We start from the raw sequence: 25,875 nt of genomic DNA, 5'->3' as shown, positions 1-25,875 counted from the left end.
TATGCCGTTTATAGACAGTTTTTCAGGTTGTTTTGGTTCGTTTGTTTCCTATTCTTTTATGGCATAAAAGCAGTTTTTTATACCGAATCGTTATCTCTTTTAGAATTTGTTACTGAATCGCAGAAATTTTAACTGCCCATGCCAAATCGCACGGCAGATTTGTTCTGACTTTTTGTGGAATAAAAATCTTGACACCTTCCGATGTATTTTCCCATTTTAGGTTTCCTTTTGCTCCAAGCAAGCTCAATTTGGCATTTTTAGCCGCAAAAATTCCTTTTATATCAAACGAGGCAGGCATTCCTGAGCCATCTTCCTGTTCCAGATAAATGGCATACACTTCTTTGGTATCCTTTTTTTGGGTGAGACAAACATTTTCAGTTTTGTAAGGTGAAATGGCCCGCGTGGAATAAATGGCCTCACCGTTTATCGTAATCCAGTCACCCATCGCTTCCAGCAGTTTGTAAGCTTCTTCCGGCCATGTTCCGTCGGGTGCAGGGCCAATATTGTACAACAAATTTCCTCCTTTGGCCACAATATCAATAAGCATGTGAATGGCTTGTTTAGGTGTCATAAACTGTGGATTGGGAACCCATGCCCAGCCACCGCCGGCGATTATACAAGATTCCCAGGGGTAGGGGAGTTGGGTTTCGGGAACACGGTTTTCAGGAGTAAGATAATTTTGATTGGGCCCGCGCACTGCACGATCAACTACAATTAACCCGGGTTGTTTTTCCCGTGCTTTGGCTGCCAACTCATCCATCCGGATATCCTGGTTTACCGAACGTGATTTTGGGAAGCCTGAAGTGGTGTTCTCAGCAACTCTGGTGTAGTAATTTTTAATTTGTTCGGGCGATTTTTTTGAAACCCAGCCTCCATCGAGCCAAAGAATATCGAGTTTCCCGTAGTCGGTACACAGTTCCAGAAGTTGATTTTGGGTAAACTCAACAAACTCTTCCCATTTTTCAGGATATTCTTCCGGATCATAGTTTACATTTCTATCCATTGGCGGAAATTTGGGATCCCAGTAATTCTCGTTATGCCAGTCGGGTTTTGAAAAATAAGCACCGGCCCACAAACCTTCGGAGCGAAAAGCATCAAAAATTTCTTTGGTGACATTGGCGCGGGGATTTACGCTAAACGGACACTCTTTGTCGGTAATTTTGTAATCGGTGTATTTCGAGTCGAACATACAAAAACCATCATGATGTTTGGTTGTAAAAACAACATATTTCATTCCTGCATTTTTTGCTGCCGCCGCCCATTTTTCGGGTTCAAAATTTACCGGATTAAAAGAAAGTTTCAGATTTTCGTATTCCTTTTTGTAGGTGAAATAGTCGTTGGGATTAGAGCCTTTTTCGCGTTTACACCAGCCATAATCCTCCGGGCAAATCGACCACGATTCTACGATTCCCCACTGGCTGTAAGCCCCCCAATGCATTAGGATCCCAAATTTCAAATCCTGCCATTCTTCCAGTTTTTGCAAAACTTTCTCATCGCTTGGCCAAACATATTCAGTTACTTCATGTTCCAATTGTGCTTTTACGATAAATGTAAAGAGGAAAGGAATAATAAAAATCAGCTTTTTCATTTGCTACCGTTAATTTATATTTTTTACTGTTCATTACGACTGTCAAGTTCACCCACAATCCTTCGTCCGTGAAACTCATTGGCTCCGGTTAATTTTTGAATTTCTTTGATATTGGAATCCAGTACTTTCCCGGCAACCAGAATAGTTATTTTTCCCCGGGTTACTTCTATCATCTTTTGAAGGATTTCCTGTCCTTCCAGCGCCGTTGGTTTTCCCCCGGACGTAAGAATTCGCGTTATTCCCGGAATTATATTTAGTCGTTTTGCGCCTTCAACCGGATTCTCCATAACATCAATGGCTTTATGAAAGGTAACCGGAAGTGGTTGGGCATATTCTGCCAAAATTGTTGTACTGTGCATGTCAATTTGGTTTTCCTGGTTCAGCAAGCCCAAAACCACACCTGCGGCCCCCGCTTTTTTAGCCTCATCAATTTCCAGCTTCATTTGAGCAATTTCTTGTTCAGAATAAACAAAATTACCGGCACGCGGGCGAATCATAACCATTACCGGAATTTTTAATATTGCACAGGCTTTTTGCAATAATTCAACTGACGGTGTTAAGCCATCATTTGCCAAATCAGAACAGAGTTCAATCCGGTTGGCGCCACGTTTTTCCGCCACGACTGCTTCTTCAAAAGTTTCAACGCACGCTTCTTTTATCATTTTCAAAAAAGGAAATAAATGAAACGCCTGCAATTTCGTAAAAATATCTTCGTTTTGAAGAATAATTCTTTATTTTGTCGGCGAAGGTTAACATTATGAACAACAATCTTATTACCATACTCGGACCTACAGCCACCGGAAAAACAACACTGGCAGCACATTTGGCAGCAAAAATAAACGGCGAAGTTATTTCTGCCGACTCACGTCAGGTGTATCGAGGAATGGATTTGGGAACCGGAAAAGATTACGAGGATTATTTTGTAAACGGTGTGGAAATTCCGTCGCATTTGGTTGATATTGAAGATGCCGGTGCCCATTATAACGTCTACCGTTTTCAAACCGATTTCATTGAGGTATTTGAGGCCATTCAGTCACGCAATAAGTTTCCGGTTTTGTGTGGTGGAAGCGGACTTTATCTTGAAGCTGTTCTCAAAGATTATAAATTGATACAGGTGCCGCCAAACAAAAAACTCAGGGAAAAACTGGAGGGGAAATCATTGGAGGAACTGACAGAAGTTTTGAAATCTTTAAAGCCCGGTTTGCATAACATAACCGATGTGGAAACCGACCGCCGGGCAGTGCGCGCCATCGAAATAGAAATGTATTATAAGGAGCATCCGGAGATTGATACTTCGATGCCGGAGATTAACAGTTTGAATATTGGGATTAAGTTCGATCGTGACTCGCGTCGCAGACGAATTACCGAGCGTTTAAAACAGCGTTTGGAAGATGGAATGCTCGATGAAGTAAAAAAATTGTTGGATTCAGGTGTAACCCCTGAGCAACTAATTTATTATGGTCTGGAATATAAATATTTAACACTTCACATTATCGGTACCTTGTCGTATGATGAAATGTTCCGCCAGTTGGAAATTGCCATCCACCAGTTTGCCAAACGTCAAATGACATGGTTTCGCGGCATGGAAAAACGCGGTACAAAAATTTGCTGGCTCGACGGTTACATGCCGCTGGAAGAGAAACTGGAGAAAATTCAGCAGCTATTTTCAAAATAAATTCCCAATACAATTTAAACACCGGCTTCTTTTCGTTGAAATTCGGATGAGATTTGGCTGCTTTTATTTATTGTAATAAATTAGAAGAAGCATTTTTTATTCATCAATAAGTTAAAATTAAATTCAGAAGAAAATCTTTTACGGATTATTTTTTAACCGGTAAAATGTATTTATTTCGCGCGGCTAAAATGGATGGTTTATGGAAAAGTTAGGCTTAAACCTGAGTAAAGAGTTAAGTGAGATTTTATTGGAAGTGGGGGCATTGTTAATGGCCTCTGGGGCCAATTCTTCCCGCATACGAATAACGATTATGCGTATTGCCAAAGCATACGGTTTTAATGCTGAATTATTAATTACCCATCGTGCTTTAATGGTGTCGGTTTCCGATGATGAGCATGATCTTTTTCAAAGTAGTTTAAAAAGAACTTCTCCTCATGGAGCCAATTTCAGGATGGTGAGCGGGATAAGTCGCATGAGTTGGCGTATTGTTGATGAAGACTGGAACTTTGAACAGATTTGGGGAGAAATTAATCGTTTGAAGTCGTTACCTCATTATCCGCGTTTAATTGTGCTTTCTACAGTTGCTTTGGCGGGAGCTTCTTTTTGCCGGCTGTTTGGCGGCGGGCCTGTTGAAATGTTGGTGGCTTTTGTGGCAACTTTTATAGGACTTTTTGTCCGGCAGGAAGTGACCAGAAGAAATTTTAACGGCTATTTATGTATATTTTTTGCCTCTTTGGCTTCCTGTCTTATCTCCGGAGCTTCTGTGAAGTTGAACGTAGGCACAGAACCGGAGTATGCTTTTGCTACATCGGTCTTATACCTTATTCCCGGAATCCCGTTAATTAATTCGTTGTCCGATTTACTCGACGGGAACATTATGAACGGTATTGTTCGGGGAACAAATGGTTTGATTATAGCTTTTGCGATTGCGTTTGGAATGTTGTGCTCAATACTAATCTACAATATATAGTATGTAGTATGGAATGGTCTGTGTTTTTTGAAAGTTGGATTTGGCTGGGTTTTGCCTCTTTAGGGTTTGCCATTCTTTTTAATGTTCCCCTTCGTACCCTTTGGGTAATATTTTTACTTGGTGCACTGGGCGGAACATTAAAACTTGTGACCATGAAAATGGGAGGCGGAATTATTTTAGGCTCTTTTTTTGGTGCCATGCTGGTTGGGTTTTTAAGTATTTCTGCTGCGCATTTTCGTCATGCCCCTCCGTTTGTTTTTGCTATTCCATCGGTAATTCCAATGGTGCCCGGCGCTTTTGCCTATCGAACGATGCTGGGAATAATTAAGCTGACAGGAGATGTAGATCATGCAACATTTACCCAATTACTCGACGATACAGTTACAAATGGACTAAAAGCTTTTTTTGTTTTGATGGCTCTTGCTTTAGGGGTCTCAGCTCCGATGCTTTTAACCCGGCGTGAATCGGCAAAACAAATTAAAGTACCACTTAAAATTGACGGCCTGATAAAAAAATAAATTGCCAGGTAATTGTTGTAAGACTTATAGTAGCATAGAAAATTGAAACAATACAAAAGGTTGGTATCAGTTTCTGTTCCTCCAAACCAGTCGGGCACGAATTAAATCTATTCCATCACTTTCCCGAACAACGCTGCATAAATGATTTTGGTTGTCCTGAATCTGCTTCTTTATTGCCAGTTTGTCTGCGGGCATCCCTTCTTTCAAAAAATTAATTTCAAATTCGGCCAGTTCATTTTGTTCGTGAAAATCAAAATCGTAACTGTCGATTATCCTTTCCAGATAGCGGCCACTGTTAAAATGTTGGTTAATATCTATTTCATTAAAAAGTACAGGAGTGAATTGAAGTTCTTCTTCTGATTTTGGTGGTTTTACTTTTGCCGGATTTTCACCAAAAACACTTTCTTCGTATTTTGGAAAATCCTTAAATTCCGAAAGTCTGACAATTCGTTTTGTTTGTAAATCAAGTACCAACCACGCACTGGTTGCGCAAATAATATTCTTTCCCGATTTGTCTGTAAAATTATAATCGCGGTATCCAAAAAATCCATCTGTCCCACGCGACCATGTTTCCAAAGTAAAATCCTCTCCCCAGGCCGGACGGCGGTCAATTTTTACCAATAACTTTGAAAGTACCCAGAACTGATGTTCTTTTTTTAGATTATCGTATCCAAATCCCAAAATACTGGCATGCTCCCAGGCAATATCCTGCATTTGATAAAATAAATATGAAATTGAAAGCTTTCCAAACCGATTAATAAAATACGATTTCGTATTTAGTTCTATTTTGTATCTCATCTTTAAAGTGTCAGAAGCTGGAAGACCGGTTTTTTTTATTTGAAAACGTCTGTTTTATAACACAGAAGTTCAATTTCGGGTTCCGAACTTTATTAAACATTTATGCAAATTTATTGTTCGGTTTTGAAATACAATTCGAAATAGCCAATTTTGCACAAAATTTAATACAAAATGAGTGGAATAATTATTAAAACCAAAGAACAAATAGAAGGCATTAGGAACAGCAGCAAGCTGGCAGCAGAAACGCTTGATTATGCCGGTAAATTTGTAAAAGAAGGAGTTTCCACAGAAGAAATTGATAATAAGATTGAAGAGTTTATAATAAGCCATGGTGCAATTCCGGCGACAAAAGGATACAACGGTTACCCAAAATCATCCTGTATTTCATTAAATGAGGTAGTTTGTCACGGAATTCCTTCGGAAAAAACCGTTTTAAAGCGTGGTGATATCTTAAATATTGATATTACAACTATTTTGAATGGATTCTATGGTGATACTTCACGAATGTTTACGGTGGGAGAAATTTCTCCGTCAGCTGAAAAATTAATTAAGGTAACAAAACATTGCCTTGATTTGGGAATTCAGCAGGTTAAACCGGGAAATCATTTTGGAAATATAGGATTTGTAATCAGCAGGTATGCCCGTGCACAGGGGTTTAGTGTGGTTTACGAATTTTGCGGTCACGGAGTGGGAGTGAAATTCCACGAAGATCCCCAGGTAGACCATACGTCGCGCAGAAACTCGGGGCCTAAAATGAAACCGGGAATGATTTTTACAATTGAACCCATGATTAATCAGGGGAGGGCATCAACAAATATCGATAAAAACGATGGTTGGACAGCCCGAACTGTTGACAATAAACTCTCGGCACAATTTGAGCATACCATTCTGGTAACTGACACAGGTTTTGAAGTTTTAACAGATGTTCATAACGAATTCAATATAACATAAAGAAAGCCGGTCAATTCCGGCTTTTTATTTGAATATTGAATTTTAATTCCAATAGCTTGCATCCAACATCCAGAGTTCCGGTTTGAGTTCGAAATCCTTTTCCGTTTTATGATCTTCTTTAAAATTGTCTGACGTTATTTTTGAATTTCCGACGAATCTGTCTTCCAGCATCCAATCTTCCAATTCCAGTACCGCTTCAGCTTCAGCGTTCATACTCCATAATTTTAAGTTGAATGCATTTTCGTTAGTCATCCAGTCTTCCAGTTCCAAAGAATTTTCGGTTTCTTTAGCGGCAAATTCTGCGAACATCGGTGTCAGTGATGAGTTTTCTGCTTTAATGTTAGCTTTTCCTGTTTCTGTTTCAATCATGGCCATTGCTATCTGATTCAGACTGTTATTGTGCAAAACAGCTTTCCAGAATACCTGTGCATTAACTGTTATGCTTAATAAAAAGAAACTTATTGCTACTGCCAGTGATTTTAAAATTGCTTTCTGAACATTGTTTTTTGTTTTCATGGCTAAATTCTCCTACTATAAAATGTTTTCTGTTTTTGTTTTCACTCTTAAGACGCCTGAAATTTTATTTCGTTACATTTTAATAGAACTTTTTTTTAAAATGTATCTTGTTATGCATTGTAGTATGTAATGCACGTATTAAGCAAAATGTGTTTTGATGTATTTATTGTGAGTATTGTTTGAGTCGATTTTGTTGTTGTATTCCGTTGTTTAGGTGGATGTTAAGCTTGCTCTTTTTTTAGCCAACATAACTTTTGTTGATTTTATTTTGCAGAAATTTACTTTATGATTTTTAGATTTAAAAATCTATGAATAATTTGCCGGGCTTTATTTAATTATTCTTGCAGACTTAAAAACTTAAACTATAATTGAGATAAATGCCTGAAAGTTTTTTGCACGAGAAGATTTTGATTGAAGGATTGAAAGAAGGTAATTCGAAAATCTATGACTACCTTTTTCATTATTATTATTCAGGCCTGGTCATTTTTTCTTATCGTTTGGTCGAAGATATGGATACGGCCGAAGATATCGTTCAGGATTTCTTTTTCCGTTTATGGTTTTACCGTGAAGAGCTTGTTATACGGCAGTCGCTCAAGAGCTATTTTTTTTCGGCGGTAAAAAACAGAAGTCTGGATTTTTTGAAAAGAAAAAAGATCGGAATCAGGATTGAAAAAGAATTGACTTACGTTCAGGCAGGAACGGGTAACGAAGAGCAAAATTTTTTGGTACAAGCCGAACTTGAAGAGCAAATCAAAATGGCAATAGAAAAATTGCCTGAAAAGTGTAAAAAGGTTTTTTTAATGAACCGGTTTGAGGGAATGAAACCCGCAGAGATAGCAAAAAATGAGAATATATCAGTGCGAACAGTTGAAGGACATATTGGCAAAGCCATACGTATCCTTCGAACGGAATTAGAGGCTTACCTCCCTTCAATTCTTCTGCTGATTCTGACAAAAGGACTTTAATAAATCATATACTTTTAGAAAGGACTCTCTCCATCTTTCCCGGATATTTAATTTTTTTTATGGATAGAGCGCGTATAAAGTGTTCGAACATCGTCATAGCTAATAACGAACAAAAAAATGAAGGATTCAAAAAAGGATAAGAAAAAAGAAGAAACCCTGTTAAATAAGTATTTGGCAGGTACGGCTTCGGATGATGAATTACGACAGTTAAAGGTTTTGACAGAATCTTCAGAGCCTTTAAAAAAAGATTTTGACAATTCAGAAAAGTTGCTTCGGCAAATCGCAGACCTGGAAATGATGAAACTGGTGAATACCCATTCTGCTTTTGCAAAAGTAAAGGATCGGTTGAAAAGAGCTCAGCAGAAAAAAGGATGGTTTTATTACTGGCAAAAGACGGCTACAATACTTTTGCTCCCGCTGTTGTTGTTAAGTGTCCTCCAGTTTTTTGTAAAAAGCCCTCAACAACTGTTTAAAACCTCTGCTCAATTGGTTTATAATGACATAGAAACACCGTCAGGGCTTCGTTCTGTTTTTGAACTGCCCGACGGTACGAAAGTTTGGTTAAACGGGAATACAAAAATAAGGTATCCCCTGGCCTTCGGAGGAAATGAACGCAAAATCACTTTGGAAGGTGAAGCCTATTTTAAAGTAGCGCACGATAAACGAAAACCTTTTATTGTGGATTTAGGAGAATTACATGTTCAGGCTGTTGGAACCGAATTTAATTGCCTGGCATATAAAAATGACAATCTGATAGAAACCACTTTAACAGAAGGTTCTGTTAAAATAAGCCGGATCCAGGATGGTTTTCCCCAGGGAAAATATATGTTAAAACCCGGGGAAACACTTAAATATGAAATTTCATCAAATCGTTTTGTCCTTAAAGACGACGACATAGATAAACATGTCTCCTGGCGTTCCGGAAAATTTGTTTTTCGTAATGATCCCCTGGAAGACGTTTGCCAAAAATTAGGGAGATGGTTTAATGCCGATATTAAAATTGAAGATGAGGAATTAAAAGATTTTTCAATCACCGGAACTTTCGGAGATCAGGGATTGAATGAAATACTGGAGTTGATAACTATAACATCTCCAATTAATTATAACATGGAAAAAAGAGAAATAAACGAAAATAATGAATATGAAACATTAAATGTAAGCATACAAAGTAAAAGAAAATAAAAAATAAAACCGGGAAGTGGTTCCAGCACATCCCGGTTAATTATTAAGAAATACGCTCAGAAGAGCATAAGTCTAACTTAAAACAATTCAAATTTATGAAAAAAAATTTATTCAAGCGGCTTCGGTGCGCCTGCATTCCAAGTCGTAAAACTCTACTAATTATGAGATTTACATTGTTTCTGTTTTTCTTGTCATTATTCCAAACGTTTGCTACAACAGGATATAGTCAGGATGCACGGGTCTCGCTCAATATAAAAAACAGCTCTGTGGGAGAAGTATTGAGAGACATTGAGGAACAAACAGATTATTTTTTTCTGTACAACAATAAATTGGTTGATGTTAACAGGTTAGTAACTGTGAATTGTAAAGACAGGAAAGTAGAGAATGTCCTGGAGCAGATTTTTGACGGTACTGACGTTGATTTTGTACTCAAAGACCGGATGATTGTATTAACAAATCAACTGGAGCAGCAGATTAAAGTAACAGGAAAAGTTACCGATTCAAACGGAGTACCGCTTCCGGGAGTAACCGTTTTGGTTCCGGGTACAACTATTGGTGCAGTCACAAATCCAGATGGTACATTTGAACTTGAAATACCTTCTAAAGCAGAGTCCTTAACTTTTTCGTTTATCGGATTAAAGACACAAGAAGTAGAATTAAATAACAGGACAAATATAGATGTTCAGATGGAAGAGGATGTTATTGGCTTGGATGAGGTGATAGCAGTAGGATACGGCGTAATGAAAAAAAGTGATTTGACTGGCTCTGTGCAAAGAGTTAACGCAGAACAATATGCTGCTCAACAAAATACAAGTATGATTGAAATGCTGAATGGTACTGTCGCTGGATTTAACTCAACGCAAGGAACTTCTGCGGCAGGAGGAGGCTCTATGGAAGTGAGGGGGCCAACTTCTTTAGCCGCTGATACAAATCCTTTGGTCGTTTTGGATGGAGTTATATACAACGGTAATATTGGCGATATAAACCCTAATGACATTGAAAGTATTGACATTCTTAAGGATGCAAGTTCTGCCGCTATCTTTGGTGCACGTTCAGCTTCAGGTATTTTAATTGTGACAACTAAACGTGGACAGACTTCAAAGCCAACAGTCAATTTTAGTACAAAAATTGGAGTGACAGGCTTAACTCATCATATGCGCTCTCAGTCACCGGAAGAATACTTGCAGTCGCGCGGTGACTATTGGGCTGATGTGAATCAGGATAAGCCAGACTATTATTATACCAACCCCAATAATCTGCCTGATGGTTTAGCTATCGAAGAATGGAAGAATTATGATGCTACACCGAGCGACGATGTTATTCAAATGTGGTTTGACAGGATGGGCATGACTCAAATAGAGCTAGATAATTATAAGGCAGGAAAAACAGTAGATTGGTATGATCAAGTTTATCGAAATGGTTTGCGACAGGATTATGATCTCAGTCTTTCTGGCGGAACTGCATTGTTAAAATATTATTGGTCGTTTGGATATACAGATAATGAGGGCGTAACTCTTGGAGATGATTACAAGAATGTACGTTCTCGTGTAAATATTGATGCAGATGTGACAGATTTTTTAAAGGTCGGGGCGAACGTACAATATGCCGACCGTGATCAAAGCTCTCAAAGTACCAGTCTTGGAAATGCTATATCCGCAAGTCCTTATGGGAATATTTATGAAGAGGATGGCAAGACACTTACTTTCTATCCTCACGGTGATAATACCTCTCTAAATCCACTATTGTACTATGAATATCGGGATAAACTCGATAAAACACAGACACTATTTGCAACAATCTTCGGTGAAATTAAATTTCCGTTTGGTATTTCATACAAGGTATCTTATGTAAATCGATATACATGGCGAAAAAATTATTATTTTGACCCAATAACTACTCCAAACGGTTTTTCCAATCAGGGATACGGAAGCCGCGTTGAAAGTTCTTCATACGAATGGCAAGTAGACAATGTATTTAAATGGAAAAAGTCATTTGCAGGCATTCATGAATTTGATGCCACTTTTCTTATCAACGCAGAAAAATACCAATATTGGCAGAGTTCGCAGGAGAATTCTCAATTTGCTCCCAGTGGTGCTCTTTCATATCACGCATTACAAGCGGGGATAAGTCCAAATTTAAATGATAACGATCAGTACAGCACAGGAAATGCTTTAATGGCTCGTTTAAATTATTCCTTGATGGATAAATACATCCTAACAGGTACCTGGCGTCGTGACGGATATTCTGCTTTTGGACAGAAGCATCCATATGCTGAATTTCCTTCTGCTGCAGTTGGTTGGAGAATCTCTGAAGAGAATTTTTTTAACGTAAATTGGATTGATAACTTAAAAATGAGAATATCGTGGGGAGCAAACGGAAATAGGGCAGTTGGCAGGTATGATGCTTTAGCCAGATTAGGTACCACAAAGTACATTTATGGGACCACTCTAGCAACCGGTGTTTATAGTAGTACAATGGCAAACAGTGATCTTCGCTGGGAGAGAACAGAGGCATTTAATTTTGGTATTGACTTTGGAATATTTAACAACGTGCTTTTTGGCTCCATGGAGTATTATGATATGACAACCAAAGATTTGTTGCTCAACAGATCTTTACCAAGGATAATAGGGTACAGCAGTGTTGCAGCCAATCTAGGGGAGTTAGGTAACAGAGGGTTTGAGCTTACTCTGAATTCCACAAATATTAACAAGTCAAATCTAAGGTGGAATTCAAATCTTGTTTTCTCTTTTAATAGAAACAAGATTAAACATCTATATGGTGAAATGATAGACGTTTTAGATGAGAACGGAAACGTAATCGGACAACAAGAAGCAGATGATATTGGTAACGGATGGTTTATCGGTGAGTCGCTCGATCGGATATGGGACTACGAAATTCTGGGTGTTTGGCAACTTGGAGAAGAAGAAGAGGCTGCGGTTTATGGTAAACAGCCGGGGGATATGAAACTTAGAGATGTGAATGAAGACGGAATCTTAAATCCGACTGATGATAAAGTTTTTCAGGGATATAAAACCCCTCAATACCGTATTGGTTTTAGAAATGATTTTACCATTTTTAAGAATTTTGAAATTTCGGCTTTTATTAGAGCAGATCTTGGATATTACGGTGTCAATAATTTGCACTTAAATTCAGGGGCGAATACTGATTTTGAACGCAGAAATCGTATGTACAGACCATACTGGACATATGATAATCCAATCAACGATTATGCTCGATTGAATTCTGATACCGATTCTCCAGGTTTTAATTACTGGGGAAATCGTTCTTTTGTTCGGTTACAGGATTTATTAGTCTCTTACAACATACCAAAATCAAAAATTTCAAAATATAAAATTCAGAACCTAAAGATTTTTGCAAGTTTTAGAAATTTGCTGACAATAACCGGGTGGGAGCATTATGATCCTGAATCAGGTACTAATATGATGCCCATGTACACCAGTATAGGTATTGATATAAGTTTATAGTTGAAACTTAAAAACGAAGAATAATGAAAAAAATATTTAAATATACTTTGATCACCTTTTTAGCTTTATTGGCTATTTCGTGTAACGATGAGTGGCTAACACCAAAACCACTTTCAATTTTTGTGCCTGAAAGTATATATATCGATAAAGCCGGGATGGATGCAGTTTTACTAACAATGCGTAAAAATCTTCGTCACGATTTTTATGGAGCCGCTAACGAACTAACGAATGAATTGATAACCTCTGACCTGTGTGTGGCTGGCAATAAACAAACTTCTGCGACACATAATTTTTTCACTCAGGTAATGCCAACAGGAACAGGGCAGTACAATTTTTTTACCCATTGGGATGTCGGTTACAATCAAATCAGAAATGCCAACGTAGTAATTTCACGAATCGATGCGCCTGAATGGAGTAGTGAACAAGATAAAAATGAAATTTTGGCAGAAGCCTATTTTCACAGGGCTTATTGGTATTACCGCTTGGTTCATCAGTTTGGTGACGTGCCTTTTCTGAATAAGGAATATACCGAACCCAAGATTGATTTTTATACACATTCCAGAAAAACAATCTTGAATAAGATTCAAAGTGATATGGAGTTCGCGGTTCAATGGTTACCTGAAGCAGTAGATCCAGGAAAGGTAAACAGGGCAGCTGGAAATCACCTGCTGGCAAAAGTTTATTTAGCAAACAGTGATTTTGATGGAGCAATTTCAGCAGCAAGTGCCGCCATTGATGATGGAATTCATTCGCTTATGACAAACAGGTTTGGAAAATATGCTGGTGATGATAAGTATAATATAATATGGGATTTGCATCAAAAAGAGAATAAAAGTTTAGCAGAAAACAAAGAAGCTCTTTTGGTTTGTCAGGATAAGTATGGATATCCTGATGCAGAAGCAGGAGGGGGGACAACTTCTATGAGAAACTATGCGCCCTTATGGTGGCATCGTATTTATTTAAAAGATGCAGATGGTAAGGCTGCCTGTACTGATGCCCGTGGAGATCAGCAGGTTATAAAGTGGGGCAGGGGAGTTGGCTATGCCAGACCTAGTAATTATGTAAACTATGAGGTGTGGGAAAATTGTCAGACGGATTTAAGGCATGACACGGTGGTTAATTGGATGCCAATGGAAAAATTACTTCATAATAATCCCGAGTCGGCATATTATGGACAGCCAGTTACAAAAGATTATACAAATCCGATTGATACATTTCAGTCATGGTTCCCATGGCCCTACTACAAAATTTACATTGAAGATGAAGAACGTCCGGATCAACCCTATGGTGGCCATAGCGACTGGTATGTTTTTCGATTGGCAGAAACCTATCTCCTTCGCGCGGAAGCATATGTGTGGAAAGGTGATATGGCCAGTGCTGCCTCCGACATAAATAAAATTCGGGAACGTGCTTTAGCTCCCCCAGTGGAATCCAGTGATGTAAGTATTGAGTACATTTTAGATGAAAGAGCTCGCGAATTGTATACAGAGGAACCAAGGAAATGCGAACTGACTCGTATTGCCTTTATCATGGCCGATAACAATATGAATGGATATTCAATTGACAGCTTTGACCAGGATAATTATTGGTTTGATCGAGTTCAGGATAAAAATAATTTTTATAATGTGGGTTATACATGGGGTTCTAACGAATTTAAAATTGGAGCCTTTCACGTTCTTTGGCCTGTTCCTCAAGATGTAATTGATGATAATCAGGGCGGGACAATTAATCAGAATACAGGTTATCCTGGTGTTGAAAATAATATTCCTCCGAAAACAGAAATTACAGAGGAAGATTAAGTTAGTTTGGTTATTTAGTTAAATAAAAGGCCGCTTCACAGAAGCGGCTTTTTCCCATATCCTGAGGTTTTATAAATTATGAAGATTATGATTTTTATTGCATTCTTATCGATACTCTCTTCTTTTTTTAGTTGTGCAAAACAAGACATTGCTGACGCGAAAAAGCCGGAACAGCAAAAGCCCAACGTCCTTTTTATTTGTGTAGATGATCTTCGTCCCGAGTTGGGATGCTACGGCAAAACATACATTCATTCCCCAAATATTGATAAGCTGGCTGCTTCAGGGGCTGTTTTTACCCACCAGTATGTGCAGGTTCCTACATGTGGAGCTTCGCGTTACAGCTTGTTAACGGGGATGCTTCCAAAAACAGGGGGCCATTTAAGCAATGAAGCCTGCCACAATTTTATTTCAGGAAAACCTGAAACAGAAGAACCTGAAACATTTATCCATCAATTAAAACGAAACGGATATTATACTGTGGGAATAGGAAAAATCAGTCATTATGTGGATGGTTTGTTGTATGGATACACCGAGCCGGTAGGCACAGAATACGAATTGCCACACAGTTGGGATGAAATGTTGCTTAATCCTGGGAAATGGGTTACCGGCTGGAACGCATTTTTCGGATATGCCGATGGCAGTAACCGGCAGAGCCTCAACCGCCAGGTAAAACCTTATGAAATGGGCAATGTAGGTGATTCAGGCTACCCCGATGGATTAACCGCTGAACTGGCAGTGGGTAAGTTGGATGAACTGGCGAAAAAAGAAGAACCATTCTTTTTGGCAGTGGGCTTTTTTAAACCGCATCTTCCTTTTAACGCCCCAAAAAAGTACTGGGATATGTATGACGAAAGTAAACTGCCTTTGTCTCCCAATCCTTTTATTCCTGAAAATGCAAACAAAGCCGGTTTGCATAGCAGTGGTGAGTTTAATGGGTATAAACTGGGAGATGAGGAAGCCACTCTTGAAGGTCCGGTATCCGACGAATATGCCCGAAAATTAAGACATGCTTATTTTGCCTGTGTAAGTTATACCGATGCGCAAATTGGCAAACTGCTCGACGAACTGGATAAATTGGGTCTGTCAGGAAATACTGTGGTTGTATTGTGGGGCGATCATGGCTGGCATCTGGGCGACCAGTTGGTGTGGGGAAAACATACCATTTTTGAACGGGCGCTGAGAAGTGCTTTTATCATCCGGGCCCCGGGAAAGACAGAAGGCAGAACCATTAGCAAAGTGGTTAGTACAGTTGATATTTATCCAACAATGCTGGATTTGTGTGATGTGGAAATGCCTCATGAAACGGATGGCAAAAGTATAGTGCCTTTGCTTGATAATCGTGTAGCCAGTTGGACTGAAGCTTCATATGGCTATTTCCGCAACGGGATTTCTTTACGAACAGAAAGATACCGCCTTACAAAATATTTCAGAAATGCTGAACCAACAGTGGAATTGTATGACCATATTGCAGATCCAAATGAAACAAAAAATATTGCTGCAGAAAAGCCGGAGATAGTGAAAAAATTAACCCCTCTCTGGGAGAAGGGGAATACCGGATTATACAACCAGTAAAAGTCTGTGATGTGTTTTTCTGATCTGTAGTTGATTCGTATTTATTGCTCTAACTTTTTATCTTTTGTCATTGCATCAATCAGTACATCGATGGCAACGCCAAAAACTTCTTTTTCGGTTTCTTCATTAAGCAACGGGATATTTACTTTTTGATTTACAAATTCAACAACATTGTCTTTTATCAGTTGAATGTTTGCACCTTGCTCCGGGTCAAATCCCTTGGCGGTATCTTCCAGAAAATCGAGATATTCCTCCGGGATTTCATCTTCAAGAATGTCGAGGACTTTGGTAACTGCTTTTTTAATGATAAAAAATTCAGCTTTTTCGCCAAGTACAGGCAGATTGACTTTTTCATTGATTTTGTTAGCAATGTAAACTACTTGTTCATTCGATAGCATAATTTTACGATTTAATGATTTGTAATGAATTGATATGGTACAAGTTATGAAATCATTAATTGAAAACCAAGTTAACAGACAGAAAAGTATTTTATTGTCTGGCGAGAGCTTAAAAAAACTAGCGTTTTGTCGCAGATGCATTGGGTTTAAAATCCCACCTTTTCGGAACGGGGTTGCCCTTTTCTTTTGTTTAATTTCGGGTTTTGGTGATTTCGTGGCTAAAAACATTATGACTAAAACTCAAAAGCATAACATACCACGAAGCAGAAACGATAACAATTCGTATTTTATCCCTTTGGCTTATCCCAAAGCCACGTTCTTTGGGCGTAGATATTTACTTCACTTTACTGTTTCTGAAATGTCCATTAAAACCAGTTGCCGGCCGCCATTTTCTGTCGGGCAGTCTATACAAACCAGTTTGCCGTTATTGCTTGACCGGGGATGTGTATCGCAGCGCCATTCTCCTTTGTATTCCGGTGCGAGGTAAAAATCGCCGAGCGGGATTTTTTGATCCGTAACTACATTATAAAGATAGACGTGTTGTTTTCTGTTTGCATCAGGATAGGAATCATTTAGTATCCAGTCTTTTTTGTTGGGTAGATAGGTATTATGGCCGTTTACCGGCATTTTTTCCTGGTTGAGAACATAGGTTTCTTCCGGTTTCCCATCTGTAAAAACATAAAAACCCGGGCCATGAGACGGCTGACGTGTCCACGCTGCAATATGATTTTTGTCGCGCCAGATAAAATGCGAAGTATAGTTTGATGGATCAACCAGACGAATGTCTTTCCCTTTTAAATCAGAGGTGTACATCAGCGTCGCAAAACCACCTACATCTTTTTTGTTTACAGCTTTCCAGCGGTGTAAAAAAATAAAACGGCTTCCGTCGGTATTAAAAAGCAGGTGATTAAACCAGTTTTTTTGTTCAGCCCTGTCTTTATTGGCATTGTCATCGGCCAGCATGGGCATTTTTACCATCTGCGCATAGGAAATAATCAGTTTCTTTTTGCCTGTTTTTAAATTGCATACATAAATCCCCGCATTGTCCGGTGCAATATCATCCCGGTTGGGATCAGCAATTCCGGCATAGCCATACCCCTTACGGGTGTCCTGGATTCGTTCAAAATCGGTGGTGACAGCGTGCACGCCGTCAGGGCTTAATGCATAAATGGCAAACGGAAGTATTTTTTCCTTGCGGGTATAAATATTAAACAGGTGCGAAATAAATTTGTCTCCGTCTCTGTCATTCCAGATAACCAGTGAATCGCTTCCCGGAACAAACTGTAACATACAACCCTGTTGCCAGCCCCAGGCTTTTGATGTACCCAGTTTTATCCACTCGTCATTATTCTCCAGGTCAACCATTCCTATCGAGATTTTATCATCTGCTTCCGGAGAACGTCCTTCAAAATCAACCTCCATACACAATACAAACCTGTTGCCCGGGTCAAACTGTAGTTTGTCGTAATAGCCAAACCAGTGATGTTTGGGACCATTGGTTATCGCACGTGCAGGAACATAAATTTCCGATTTTTCCAGCCCGGGTATTTTTTTTTCGGTAAGGGTAAAAACGCCTGAAAGTGTAAATGTGTAGAAAATGGAGAATAGTAAAATAAGTTTTTCCGTCATGGTTTAGTAATTTAGATCAGCATAAAAATATACAATATTTGGGAGGAGGCACCGGATGAACCAAAATAAATTACTTATTTCAAAAATGCAGAAAATTATATCTTTGCGCACGGAACAAAAAATCAAAACGATGTCATTGGTAATTGAAGAAAAAGATCTGGAAAAATTTATCATGGTAGGCGATCGGGTTTTGGTAAAACCCAAAAATCCTACCAGTAAAACAAAAACGGGTTTATATTTGCCTCCAACGGTTCAGGAAAATGAGAAAATTCACAGTGGATACATTGTAAAGGTCGGCCCCGGATATCCCATTCCTGCAGTTGCTGAAGACGATGAGACTTGGAAGGAGAAAAAGGAAGACATAAAATATGTTCCCTTACAAACCCATATTGGTGACCTGGCCATTTACCTGAACAAAAGCGGATATGAAATAGAGTTTAACAATGAAAAATACATTATTTTGCCTCACTCTGCTATTTTGATGATAATAAGAGATGAGAACTTATTTGAGTAGTTTTGTATATGGGGCAATACTGTACGTATTGTTGTAAAAAGCCGCTTTGGATTAAAAAAAGGAATCAGAAAAACCTGAAATAATAGAATGAAAAAAATATTGGTTTTTACGCTTCTGCTGTTTTTAGCATCGTTGCTACAGGCACAAAATGATTTTGTAACAGAAACCGACTGGGGAATCCGACTGGGAGGAAATGTATCACGCGTGTCTTTTGACCCGGTGCAGGAGCAAACCTACAATATCGGGTTTCATGGCGGCCTGGTATTTCGACACATATCGCAGAAAAATCTCGGAATTCAGATTGAGTTAAACTATATGCAGGGCGGCTGGAATGAAACCCTGGCAAATCCCAATGACTATTCCAGGCAGTTAAACTATGTTCAACTCCCGTTTCTTTCTCATTTTAATATTGGGCGGGGTAAAACAAGAGTTTTTTTTAATATCGGGCCCTATGTATCTTATCTTCTTTCGGAAAGTGAAAAAATGGATTTGATAAGTGAAGAGGAAGTAAAAGAATATTATGGTACAGATATAGATAACCATCTGGAGTATGGTGTCAGCGGGGCTTTTGGACTTGCAAGACGCTCATCGGTTGGAATATTTCAGATTGAAGGAAGAGTCAGTCAAAGTATGATAAATATCTTTAGAAGTGATTCGGAACCTTTTAGCGGTTCCCTCAATCAAATAGGTGAAATAAGCCTGGTATATTACCTGAATCTTCATCAGGAAAAGAATAAGGAATAGCTTTGGGTCTGTTTATTACAGCCAAAAACAAATGCTTACAAATTGAACAAATAAAAAAAAGCCTTTTCATTTATTTAATGGAACGGCTTTTTTGTGCCCGGAGCAATCGGTTGTAGCAACTTAGCTCCCGACGGCAATACTGTCTTTACAGGCACTGTAAATTCCTTCAAACATTTCTTTTACATCTTTAGCAGCCACAGCAGAGTAGGCAATACGAAGAACGTTACCTAAGCTTATGGTTCCAATGCTGTATTTGTCGATGAGTATTTTCCGGATGGTTTCACCAACCAGACCTTCTGTTAGTTGGATACACATAAAATATCCGGAGTTATAAGGAATGGCTTCAAAATACTCTTTGTATTTTTCGTCTTTTAGCGTTTCTTTAACAGCATCATATCTTTTTTTCATGATGTTGAATTTCGCCACTTTTTGGTCACCATACTCCGGGCTGTTAAAAGCAGCCAGCAGCAACGACTGAGAAATATTTGCCGAATTGGAAATGCTTCCGCGAATTGCTCCGGCCGTTTTTGATTCCAGTGCTCCGTACAACGCTGCATCACCACCTTTAATTCCGTAGGTAACAAAACCAACACGGAAACCCCAAACGTAATCTTCTTTGGTTGCTCCGTCAATTTTTACAGCAAGCACATTTTCGTGAAGCCGGCAAAGTGAACTAAAAATACTTTCTTCTGCAATCCCTTCTTCATAAACCAAACCAAAATAGGCATCGTCGGAGAAAACTACAATTTTGTTTCCTTTTTCAGCTGCCTTCTTAATAATGTCAACAATGGAGTTATACTCGTCAACCGTTGGCGTATATCCCGACGGATTGTTTGGAAAATTCAGGATAACAGCTTTTTTCCCAATTCCGCCTTCATTTAATTTGGCCTCAAAAGCTTCCAGGTCAAATGCACCCGCTTTAAACAGGTTAAATTTTATAAGATTGGCCCCATAGGCATGATTAAGCATCAGGTTATAATTTCCCCAGAAAAGGTCGGGAACAATCACTTCATCTCCTTCATCCAAAAACATATATCCCGCCATACTAACACCATGGGTCAATGCATTGGCAACCACCGGCAAACTTAATTCCACATCTTTTAACGACGGGTTTTTTTCATAAATCATAGTTTTCCATTTTGCCCTGATATCGGGGCGCCCAAAACTTGGTGCATATGGAAAAACCAGCGAAGGATCCATGTTAATTTTTGAGGCGATGGTATCCAGACGCATCGGGGTTCCGTCGTCTTCAATGGCAGCACCAATCGTCGCATTTATTTTGGTGCCCTTGGCTTCGGCGGTCTGTCCAAGGATGCCCTTTTTCGGAAAGAAAATGTTTTTTCCCCTTTCGGAGAGAAGTTCATAAACCGTTGTACTTTTTTCTCTGATGATAACATTAAGTTCCTCGGCCTGTGGATTCATATTTGTTCTGTTTTAAATTTCAATTTATTATCGGGTGCAAGATAGAAAAACGTCAATAGATTTTCACCGGGTTGTTAGCAAATTGACCGTTTTTTTCATAAAATGCTGATATTTCTCCCGCTAAGTTGTGAAATTGTTATTTGTCAATGCGTATTGGTTTCTGCCCGATAAACCTTTATTTTTATTTCAAAATTACTATCGGAAAACCATAACCTTAAAATCGATGAAAACGCTATTAAAAAACGTTACAGGCATTTGTGTTTTATTCTTTGTTGTTTTAGCGGGCCAGGCGCAGGATTGGCCGGGATGGCGCGGAAAAAACAGAGATGCAAAAGTGGGAAATTTTATAGCTCCCGGGAAATGGCCTGACGGATTAAATAAAATTTGGGAAGTAAACGTAGGCCTCGGCGATGCTTCTGTTTCAAGCGGCGACGGAAAGTTATATTTACTCACCGAACAGGATGGACAGCACGTGGCGTTGTGTATCAATCAGGATACAGGGAACGAAATCTGGAAAACGATGCTGCATCCCTCCGTTACGCTTGAGGGCGGCGGAGCTTCTCACCCGGGACCGCGAACAACACCCGAAGTGCAAAATGACAAAGTTTATACCCTGGGAACAGGAGGAGAGTTGTTTTGCCTGGATGCAGCTACCGGAAAAATTATTTGGAAAAATCTCGCTTATAAAGAGGTTCCAAAATTTTACCCTTCCATGTCGCCGCTGATTGTTGACGGAATGTGTGTTGCCCATTTAAACGGACACGATAACGGTACCATTGTAGCTTTTAATGCCGATAATGGCACTATCATCTGGGAATTAAAAGGAGAACCGGCAACCTATGCTTCTCCGGTTTTGATGACCGTTGACGACGAGGCAATAATGGTTTTTCAAACCGAAACCCATGTAATCGGACTGTCAAAAAAAGGCGACTTACTGTGGAAAATCTCAACGCCCGGAGAACAGCGTTTTTATAATTCTGCAACTCCGGTAATCGATGGCCGGAATGTAATCGTTTGCGGACAAGGTATAGGAACAAAATCCTTTAAAATTGAAAAGACGGGGAACACGTGGTCAACTTCAGAAAACTGGCACAACAGCGAGTTTGGCGGCAATTACAATACTCCGGTTTTAAACGACGGGTTTTTGTTCGGACATGAAGCGCGAATGGGAAAAGCATACTGTATCGAAACAAAAAACGGTGAGTCGGCCTGGAGCGACGACAATTCAAACCATCGTTTTATGGCAACCCTCGACCTGGGCGACCATATCCTTTCAATGTCGGCAAACGGCAAAATTTTAATTTTTGAAGCCAATTCTGAAAAATACAATGAAGTGGCGGCTTACAACGTTTCCGATACCGAGGTGTATGCAACTCCGCTGGTGACAGGCGCTGAAATTTATGTTAAAAACAAAGAAATGCTTACCCGCTGGGAAATAAAATAATTTGTTTGTTGGGCTAAACAGAAACCTGAAAGTAAAAACACTCGCTTATCCGCCGATCTTCCATAACCACATAATGTGCGGGAAATAAGCCCCTGTTTTGTCAATTTCAAAACTTCCAGCGAGTGCCCGCAATCTCAGCAGCAATCTCACTCATTTCTCACCACTTACCATTCACCACTCACCCTCTCTTCTCCTCTTTCCAGTTGCTCACCCTCTCAGTGCCCACTGTCTCTCTTCTCATTTCTCCCAAACAACCTGCTCAATAACACTATTCATTTGTTGTTGAACTTCAGTGGCTTGTATATATTTAACATCGGAAATCAAAAAAAACAACCCGGGCCGCAGAGAATTTTCTAATTAACATGTGAGGGAGCCCCCCGGAAAAGTTAAAACAGATGTTGATCCGTTGGTTAATGTTTACAGATATGACCATATGTAGTACGGATGTTGATACTGAATTTTTTTTGAGAGAAGGTAATAATACAGGTGAATATGTACACTAGTTGTAGTGCATTTTGAAGAAACTAAAAAAATCAACAAATAATAGATCATATCTTATGAGAAAAATAGTCTTTTTACAGATAAGCTTAAGTCTCGCAGTTTTTAATCTTACTGCTCAAGATTTTATCTTAACATTTAGTTCCGTTACTCCTGAAAATAATATTGATAGTATTAGAGCAATAAATGCAGAAACAAGAAAAACTGTATTTGTTAAAGGTTCAAATACAATTAATATGAGTTCGTTTACTACAGGCACTAACTTATTGCCAACATATCTTGAACAAATAGATGTTTATCCAAATCCTTTTGTTAACAAAACCGAACTTCGATTTTATTCCGGGCAAACAACTCAGATAAAAATATCATTAACAGATATTGATGGTCGAACTATTTCCGAAAAAAGGCAAAATATAACCAGAGGTCTTCACAGGTTTACGATTTCGGTAAAAAACGAAGGACTATATATTTTAAATGTTACTGGCAATAAAAATAAATTCTCTCAAAAAATAATTTCTGTAAAAAATAATTCAACGTTAAGTAAAATTGAATACAATGGATATTCTTCGATTGCAAAAAGAGAAAAATCAGCTAAAATCGACAATAACGATTTGATTTTCTTTTATGTTTACTCAGGTGACAATATTACTAAAATTGCTGATTCACCAACTGAATCGAAAACATATGAAGTTGAATTTTACGAATGTAAAGATGCAGATGGAAACTTATATCCGGTTGTAAAGATTGGTTCACAGTGGTGGATGGCAGAAAACTTAAAAACAATCAGATATAAAAACGGTGACTCCATTCCAAACGTGACGGATGGCGAAGCGTGGAGTATCTTAAAAACAGGCGCTTACTGTAGTTACAATAACGATGAGGATTTTGCAGATACTTACGGAAGATTGTATAACTGGTATACCGTAGATGATAGCCGGAAAGTCGCTCCGGAAGGATGGCATGTACCAAGTGATGAAGAATGGACAATACTGACAAGCAGTTTGGGTGGCGAACTTGTTGCAGGAGGAAAATTAAAAGCAGCTGGTAACGCATACTGGTTAAATCCAAATACTGCGGCAACTGACAGCATTGGATTTCACGGATTACCCGGTGGACTTAGAACTGGAGGGGGTACTATTAATCCAACAAGTGGAGGAAATTTTAAGGGGGAGGGTGAAGAAGGACATTGGCATTCTTCCACGGAATACAATGATTTTTGGATACATAGGAGGTATCTCATGTATAATAATTCACAGGTTGGCAAATGGGATCCACATCCAAAGGGATATGGATTTTCAATACGTTGTGTCAAAGATTAGTAATATTGAAAAATGAATAAAAAACGCACTACAACACGTGGTATAAGGCATGGCTGGGTTTGTGCGGATTCGACAAGTAGAATCTCGTCGTCCTCCGGACAGGAACGCTCTCCGAAATCCGGCAACATGTACCAACCGTCAGACTGTGCAAAAACTAATAGAGTATTCGGATACGTACACATAAAAAAATGGAAGAAATGAAATCTCAAAAGGTTAAATATAGTTTTTACACAGACTCCCGTTATAAGAAATTGTAAAAGACACTGCTAATCGAAATTTCTTTATGAAAAATATAGTCATAATTAGCTGTATAATATTCTTTTTTGGATGCAGTCAAAGTATGCACGAAAGAAATAACTTTTCCTCAGATTCTGACACTTTGTATCTTGAATCGGTAAAACTAAAAGGTGATGGAATCTTCAAAATTGGCGCATCTGGAGCATCTTTCCGAGATACAAGTGAATGGAAAAATTTGGACTGGTTTGAGTACTATCCCAACTACCATTTTGTGTTACCTGACAGTGTTACTGATTTGAAATTAGGATTCTACTTTTTAATGTTTGATTCATTGAAATATTTCGATGAGTCAAAACAAGAAGTGTTTTATCAACAAAACTATTCTTTAGCAGATAGACAAATATTAATGATTAAGGGAAATATACACAATAAAGAAATTCTTATTGTTGACGATAACAACAATAAAGATTTACGAGATGACTCTATTAGGCAAATAAAAGAATGGGACTGGAAATCAGACGAAAATCTAATTGATATTAAATATCAAATTGATTATGGAAATACAATTGTAAAAGATACAGGATGGTTAAAAATAGGAATATTTAGAAATAGCCTTCTCGAATCAACATCTCAACATCTTCAATCTCATTTTGAAATTGACAATAAAAGTTATCTAATTAATGTTGCAGATGACAATTCTTCAACCTTTTGTTTTCTCGACCCTATAATGTACCTCGTCTCAGACAATGGAATTGCGCGAGATACCTTAATTTTCCGAGATATAGTAGCGCAAGGTGAATACATCAAATTAGGACAATTTTATTACAAGTTTCAAAAGCTTTATAATGGAAGTGGAACAATAGTTCTCACTGAAGAAAAGAACTTTGAAAAACTGACTGGAACACAAGTTGGTATGATAGCACCAGAATTTACTTGTCAAACAGTTTCAGGTGACACGATAGAAAGTTCAAATCTGCAAGATAAATCAATAATCATACTTAATTCTTGTGGTTGTGGAGGTGACCGATTCTCAACTCAAGCCTATTATGATATTAGAGAAAAATACTCAAATGATACTTACGTCATTCGATTGGACTTTGGAATTGATAAAAACCTTGAAGGGTTTCAAATAGATACAGAAGAAAAATATAACGAAGATATTTACCAGAAATACAGAGATGCATATTGTTCAAGAATTTGTTATATGATAAATAAAGAAGGACGGATTGAGGATAAATTTAATGTGTCGGACTGGGAAGTTAGTCTTTCTAAATACTTCGATTAACATAAATGAAAACAACTTTTTATAACACAGTACATATTGCAGGGCGGGATTCGGTGGTTCGCCAACTGCGGATTCTCGTTTCGCAGTTCCGTGTCCTTCGGACAGGAACGCTCTCCGAAATCCGGCAACGTGTACCAACCGTCGAACTGTGCAAAAACTAATAGAGTATTTGGGTAGGTACACATGAAAAAATGGAAGAAATGAAATCTCAAAAGGTTAAATATAGTTTTTACACAGACTCCCGTTATAGGGCATTCCCCACATAAGCACATCCAGATTAGAAAAACAAATAAAATTATCTAATCTTCCAGAGCTTATTAAATCCTGTTGCTAACGTAAAAATGGGGTGCAAAAATGAGCTAAAAA

21 protein-coding genes are annotated in these 25,875 nt (G+C 38.6%); 14 read left to right on the top strand and 7 right to left on the bottom strand.

The features are described from left to right. Positions 1–109: 109 nt before the first annotated feature. Positions 110–1,588, bottom strand: coding sequence for an alpha-L-fucosidase (locus tag K5G00_RS24095; protein ID WP_238769069.1), 1,479 nt, complete (start codon positions 1,586–1,588; stop codon positions 110–112). A 23-nt stretch (positions 1,589–1,611) separates the two neighbouring features. Further along, positions 1,612–2,250 (bottom strand): copper homeostasis protein CutC, encoded by a 639-nt coding sequence (locus tag K5G00_RS24090; RefSeq protein ID WP_238769068.1) that lies wholly within the window; start codon positions 2,248–2,250, stop codon positions 1,612–1,614. 95 nt (positions 2,251–2,345) lie between these two features. Between K5G00_RS24090 and miaA the strand changes: the two genes are divergently transcribed. The 3 genes from miaA (at position 2,346) to K5G00_RS24075 (ending at position 4,751) form a co-directional block, all read left to right on the top strand. Beyond that, on the top strand, positions 2,346–3,263 hold the full coding sequence (gene miaA / locus K5G00_RS24085) for a tRNA (adenosine(37)-N6)-dimethylallyltransferase MiaA (RefSeq protein WP_238769067.1): 918 nt from the start codon (positions 2,346–2,348) through the stop codon (positions 3,261–3,263). A 199-nt stretch (positions 3,264–3,462) separates the two neighbouring features. After that, on the top strand, positions 3,463–4,233 hold the full coding sequence (locus tag K5G00_RS24080; RefSeq protein ID WP_238769066.1) for a threonine/serine exporter family protein: 771 nt from the start codon (positions 3,463–3,465) through the stop codon (positions 4,231–4,233). Between the two features lie 8 nt (positions 4,234–4,241). Next, on the top strand, positions 4,242–4,751 hold the full coding sequence (locus tag K5G00_RS24075) for a threonine/serine exporter family protein (protein WP_238769065.1): 510 nt from the start codon (positions 4,242–4,244) through the stop codon (positions 4,749–4,751). A 66-nt stretch (positions 4,752–4,817) separates the two neighbouring features. Here the strand turns inward: K5G00_RS24075 and K5G00_RS24070 are convergent, their stop codons facing one another. Further along, on the bottom strand, positions 4,818–5,549 hold the full coding sequence (locus tag K5G00_RS24070) for an acyl-[acyl-carrier-protein] thioesterase (protein WP_238769064.1): 732 nt from the start codon (positions 5,547–5,549) through the stop codon (positions 4,818–4,820). A 171-nt stretch (positions 5,550–5,720) separates the two neighbouring features. On the opposite strand from K5G00_RS24070, the gene map reads away from it, so the two are divergent. Next, complete coding sequence (map, locus tag K5G00_RS24065; RefSeq protein WP_238769063.1) at positions 5,721–6,500, top strand: type I methionyl aminopeptidase; 780 nt, start codon at positions 5,721–5,723, stop codon at positions 6,498–6,500. 42 nt (positions 6,501–6,542) lie between these two features. On the opposite strand, the gene K5G00_RS24060 is transcribed toward map, so the two are convergent. Beyond that, entirely contained in the window at positions 6,543–7,016 is a 474-nt protein-coding gene (locus K5G00_RS24060; RefSeq protein WP_238769062.1) for a hypothetical protein, read from the bottom strand. 377 nt (positions 7,017–7,393) lie between these two features. Here K5G00_RS24060 and K5G00_RS24055 point away from each other — a divergent pair, with 377 nt between their 5' ends. The 5 genes from K5G00_RS24055 (at position 7,394) to K5G00_RS24035 (ending at position 16,019) form a co-directional block, all read left to right on the top strand. Continuing rightward, on the top strand, positions 7,394–7,981 hold the full coding sequence (locus K5G00_RS24055; protein ID WP_238769061.1) for an RNA polymerase sigma-70 factor: 588 nt from the start codon (positions 7,394–7,396) through the stop codon (positions 7,979–7,981). Positions 7,982–8,098: 117 nt separating this feature from the next. Next, a complete protein-coding gene (locus K5G00_RS24050; RefSeq protein ID WP_238769060.1) occupies positions 8,099–9,163 on the top strand; it encodes a FecR family protein in 1,065 nt (354 codons plus the stop codon). Between the two features lie 161 nt (positions 9,164–9,324). Beyond that, positions 9,325–12,648, top strand: coding sequence for a TonB-dependent receptor (locus tag K5G00_RS24045; RefSeq protein ID WP_238769059.1), 3,324 nt, complete (start codon positions 9,325–9,327; stop codon positions 12,646–12,648). Positions 12,649–12,671: 23 nt separating this feature from the next. Next, positions 12,672–14,447: a RagB/SusD family nutrient uptake outer membrane protein gene (locus K5G00_RS24040; RefSeq protein ID WP_238769058.1), complete on the top strand. Its 1,776-nt coding sequence runs from the start codon at positions 12,672–12,674 to the stop codon at positions 14,445–14,447. Positions 14,448–14,525: 78 nt separating this feature from the next. After that, complete coding sequence (locus tag K5G00_RS24035) at positions 14,526–16,019, top strand: sulfatase (protein ID WP_238769057.1); 1,494 nt, start codon at positions 14,526–14,528, stop codon at positions 16,017–16,019. A 41-nt stretch (positions 16,020–16,060) separates the two neighbouring features. On the opposite strand, the gene K5G00_RS24030 is transcribed toward K5G00_RS24035, so the two are convergent. Both K5G00_RS24030 and K5G00_RS24025 read right to left on the bottom strand, forming a co-directional pair. Beyond that, entirely contained in the window at positions 16,061–16,417 is a 357-nt protein-coding gene (locus tag K5G00_RS24030; RefSeq protein ID WP_238769056.1) for a hypothetical protein, read from the bottom strand. Between the two features lie 339 nt (positions 16,418–16,756). Further along, positions 16,757–18,046, bottom strand: a complete 1,290-nt coding sequence (locus tag K5G00_RS24025; protein ID WP_238769055.1) for a hypothetical protein — start codon at positions 18,044–18,046, stop codon at positions 16,757–16,759. Positions 18,047–18,131: 85 nt separating this feature from the next. Between K5G00_RS24025 and K5G00_RS24020 the strand changes: the two genes are divergently transcribed. Together K5G00_RS24020 and K5G00_RS24015 are read left to right on the top strand one after the other, a co-directional pair. Further along, positions 18,132–18,560: a co-chaperone GroES gene (locus K5G00_RS24020; RefSeq protein WP_238769054.1), complete on the top strand. Its 429-nt coding sequence runs from the start codon at positions 18,132–18,134 to the stop codon at positions 18,558–18,560. A gap of 87 nt (positions 18,561–18,647) precedes the next feature. Next, a complete protein-coding gene (locus K5G00_RS24015; protein ID WP_238769053.1) occupies positions 18,648–19,304 on the top strand; it encodes a porin family protein in 657 nt (218 codons plus the stop codon). A 120-nt stretch (positions 19,305–19,424) separates the two neighbouring features. Here the strand turns inward: K5G00_RS24015 and K5G00_RS24010 are convergent, their stop codons facing one another. Next, positions 19,425–20,726: an aminotransferase class I/II-fold pyridoxal phosphate-dependent enzyme gene (locus tag K5G00_RS24010; RefSeq protein ID WP_238769052.1), complete on the bottom strand. Its 1,302-nt coding sequence runs from the start codon at positions 20,724–20,726 to the stop codon at positions 19,425–19,427. Between the two features lie 223 nt (positions 20,727–20,949). Here K5G00_RS24010 and K5G00_RS24005 point away from each other — a divergent pair, with 223 nt between their 5' ends. The 3 genes from K5G00_RS24005 (at position 20,950) to K5G00_RS23995 (ending at position 25,509) form a co-directional block, all read left to right on the top strand. Next, a complete protein-coding gene (locus tag K5G00_RS24005; RefSeq protein ID WP_238769051.1) occupies positions 20,950–22,170 on the top strand; it encodes a PQQ-binding-like beta-propeller repeat protein in 1,221 nt (406 codons plus the stop codon). Between the two features lie 557 nt (positions 22,171–22,727). After that, a complete protein-coding gene (locus K5G00_RS24000) occupies positions 22,728–23,987 on the top strand; it encodes an FISUMP domain-containing protein (protein ID WP_238769050.1) in 1,260 nt (419 codons plus the stop codon). A gap of 340 nt (positions 23,988–24,327) precedes the next feature. Then, positions 24,328–25,509, top strand: a complete 1,182-nt coding sequence (locus K5G00_RS23995) for a hypothetical protein (RefSeq protein ID WP_238769049.1) — start codon at positions 24,328–24,330, stop codon at positions 25,507–25,509. Positions 25,510–25,875: the final 366 nt, after the last annotated feature.

This window comes from Maribellus maritimus (assembly GCF_022267315.1).
GTDB classification, from domain to species: domain Bacteria; phylum Bacteroidota; class Bacteroidia; order Bacteroidales; family Prolixibacteraceae; genus Draconibacterium; species Draconibacterium maritimum.
Note: the sequence above shows the minus strand (reverse complement) of the source record. Positions and strands in the feature narration are given on the sequence as shown.

Coding starts and splice junctions, on each gene's coding strand:
- K5G00_RS24020 (WP_238769054.1), top strand. CDS start 18,132: ATGCAGAAAATTATATCTTTGCGCACGGAACAAAAAATCAAAACGATG.
- K5G00_RS24080 (WP_238769066.1), top strand. CDS start 3,463: ATGGAAAAGTTAGGCTTAAACCTGAGTAAAGAGTTAAGTGAGATTTTA.
- miaA (WP_238769067.1), top strand. CDS start 2,346: ATGAACAACAATCTTATTACCATACTCGGACCTACAGCCACCGGAAAA.
- K5G00_RS24060 (WP_238769062.1), bottom strand. CDS start 7,016: ATGAAAACAAAAAACAATGTTCAGAAAGCAATTTTAAAATCACTGGCA.
- K5G00_RS24010 (WP_238769052.1), bottom strand. CDS start 20,726: ATGAATCCACAGGCCGAGGAACTTAATGTTATCATCAGAGAAAAAAGT.
- K5G00_RS24045 (WP_238769059.1), top strand. CDS start 9,325: ATGAGATTTACATTGTTTCTGTTTTTCTTGTCATTATTCCAAACGTTT.
- K5G00_RS24025 (WP_238769055.1), bottom strand. CDS start 18,046: ATGACGGAAAAACTTATTTTACTATTCTCCATTTTCTACACATTTACA.
- K5G00_RS24090 (WP_238769068.1), bottom strand. CDS start 2,250: ATGATAAAAGAAGCGTGCGTTGAAACTTTTGAAGAAGCAGTCGTGGCG.
- K5G00_RS24040 (WP_238769058.1), top strand. CDS start 12,672: ATGAAAAAAATATTTAAATATACTTTGATCACCTTTTTAGCTTTATTG.
- K5G00_RS24035 (WP_238769057.1), top strand. CDS start 14,526: ATGAAGATTATGATTTTTATTGCATTCTTATCGATACTCTCTTCTTTT.
- K5G00_RS24075 (WP_238769065.1), top strand. CDS start 4,242: ATGGAATGGTCTGTGTTTTTTGAAAGTTGGATTTGGCTGGGTTTTGCC.
- K5G00_RS24070 (WP_238769064.1), bottom strand. CDS start 5,549: ATGAGATACAAAATAGAACTAAATACGAAATCGTATTTTATTAATCGG.
- K5G00_RS24005 (WP_238769051.1), top strand. CDS start 20,950: ATGAAAACGCTATTAAAAAACGTTACAGGCATTTGTGTTTTATTCTTT.
- map (WP_238769063.1), top strand. CDS start 5,721: ATGAGTGGAATAATTATTAAAACCAAAGAACAAATAGAAGGCATTAGG.
- K5G00_RS24030 (WP_238769056.1), bottom strand. CDS start 16,417: ATGCTATCGAATGAACAAGTAGTTTACATTGCTAACAAAATCAATGAA.
- K5G00_RS24050 (WP_238769060.1), top strand. CDS start 8,099: ATGAAGGATTCAAAAAAGGATAAGAAAAAAGAAGAAACCCTGTTAAAT.
- K5G00_RS24095 (WP_238769069.1), bottom strand. CDS start 1,588: ATGAAAAAGCTGATTTTTATTATTCCTTTCCTCTTTACATTTATCGTA.
- K5G00_RS24055 (WP_238769061.1), top strand. CDS start 7,394: ATGCCTGAAAGTTTTTTGCACGAGAAGATTTTGATTGAAGGATTGAAA.
- K5G00_RS24000 (WP_238769050.1), top strand. CDS start 22,728: ATGAGAAAAATAGTCTTTTTACAGATAAGCTTAAGTCTCGCAGTTTTT.
- K5G00_RS23995 (WP_238769049.1), top strand. CDS start 24,328: ATGCACGAAAGAAATAACTTTTCCTCAGATTCTGACACTTTGTATCTT.
- K5G00_RS24015 (WP_238769053.1), top strand. CDS start 18,648: ATGAAAAAAATATTGGTTTTTACGCTTCTGCTGTTTTTAGCATCGTTG.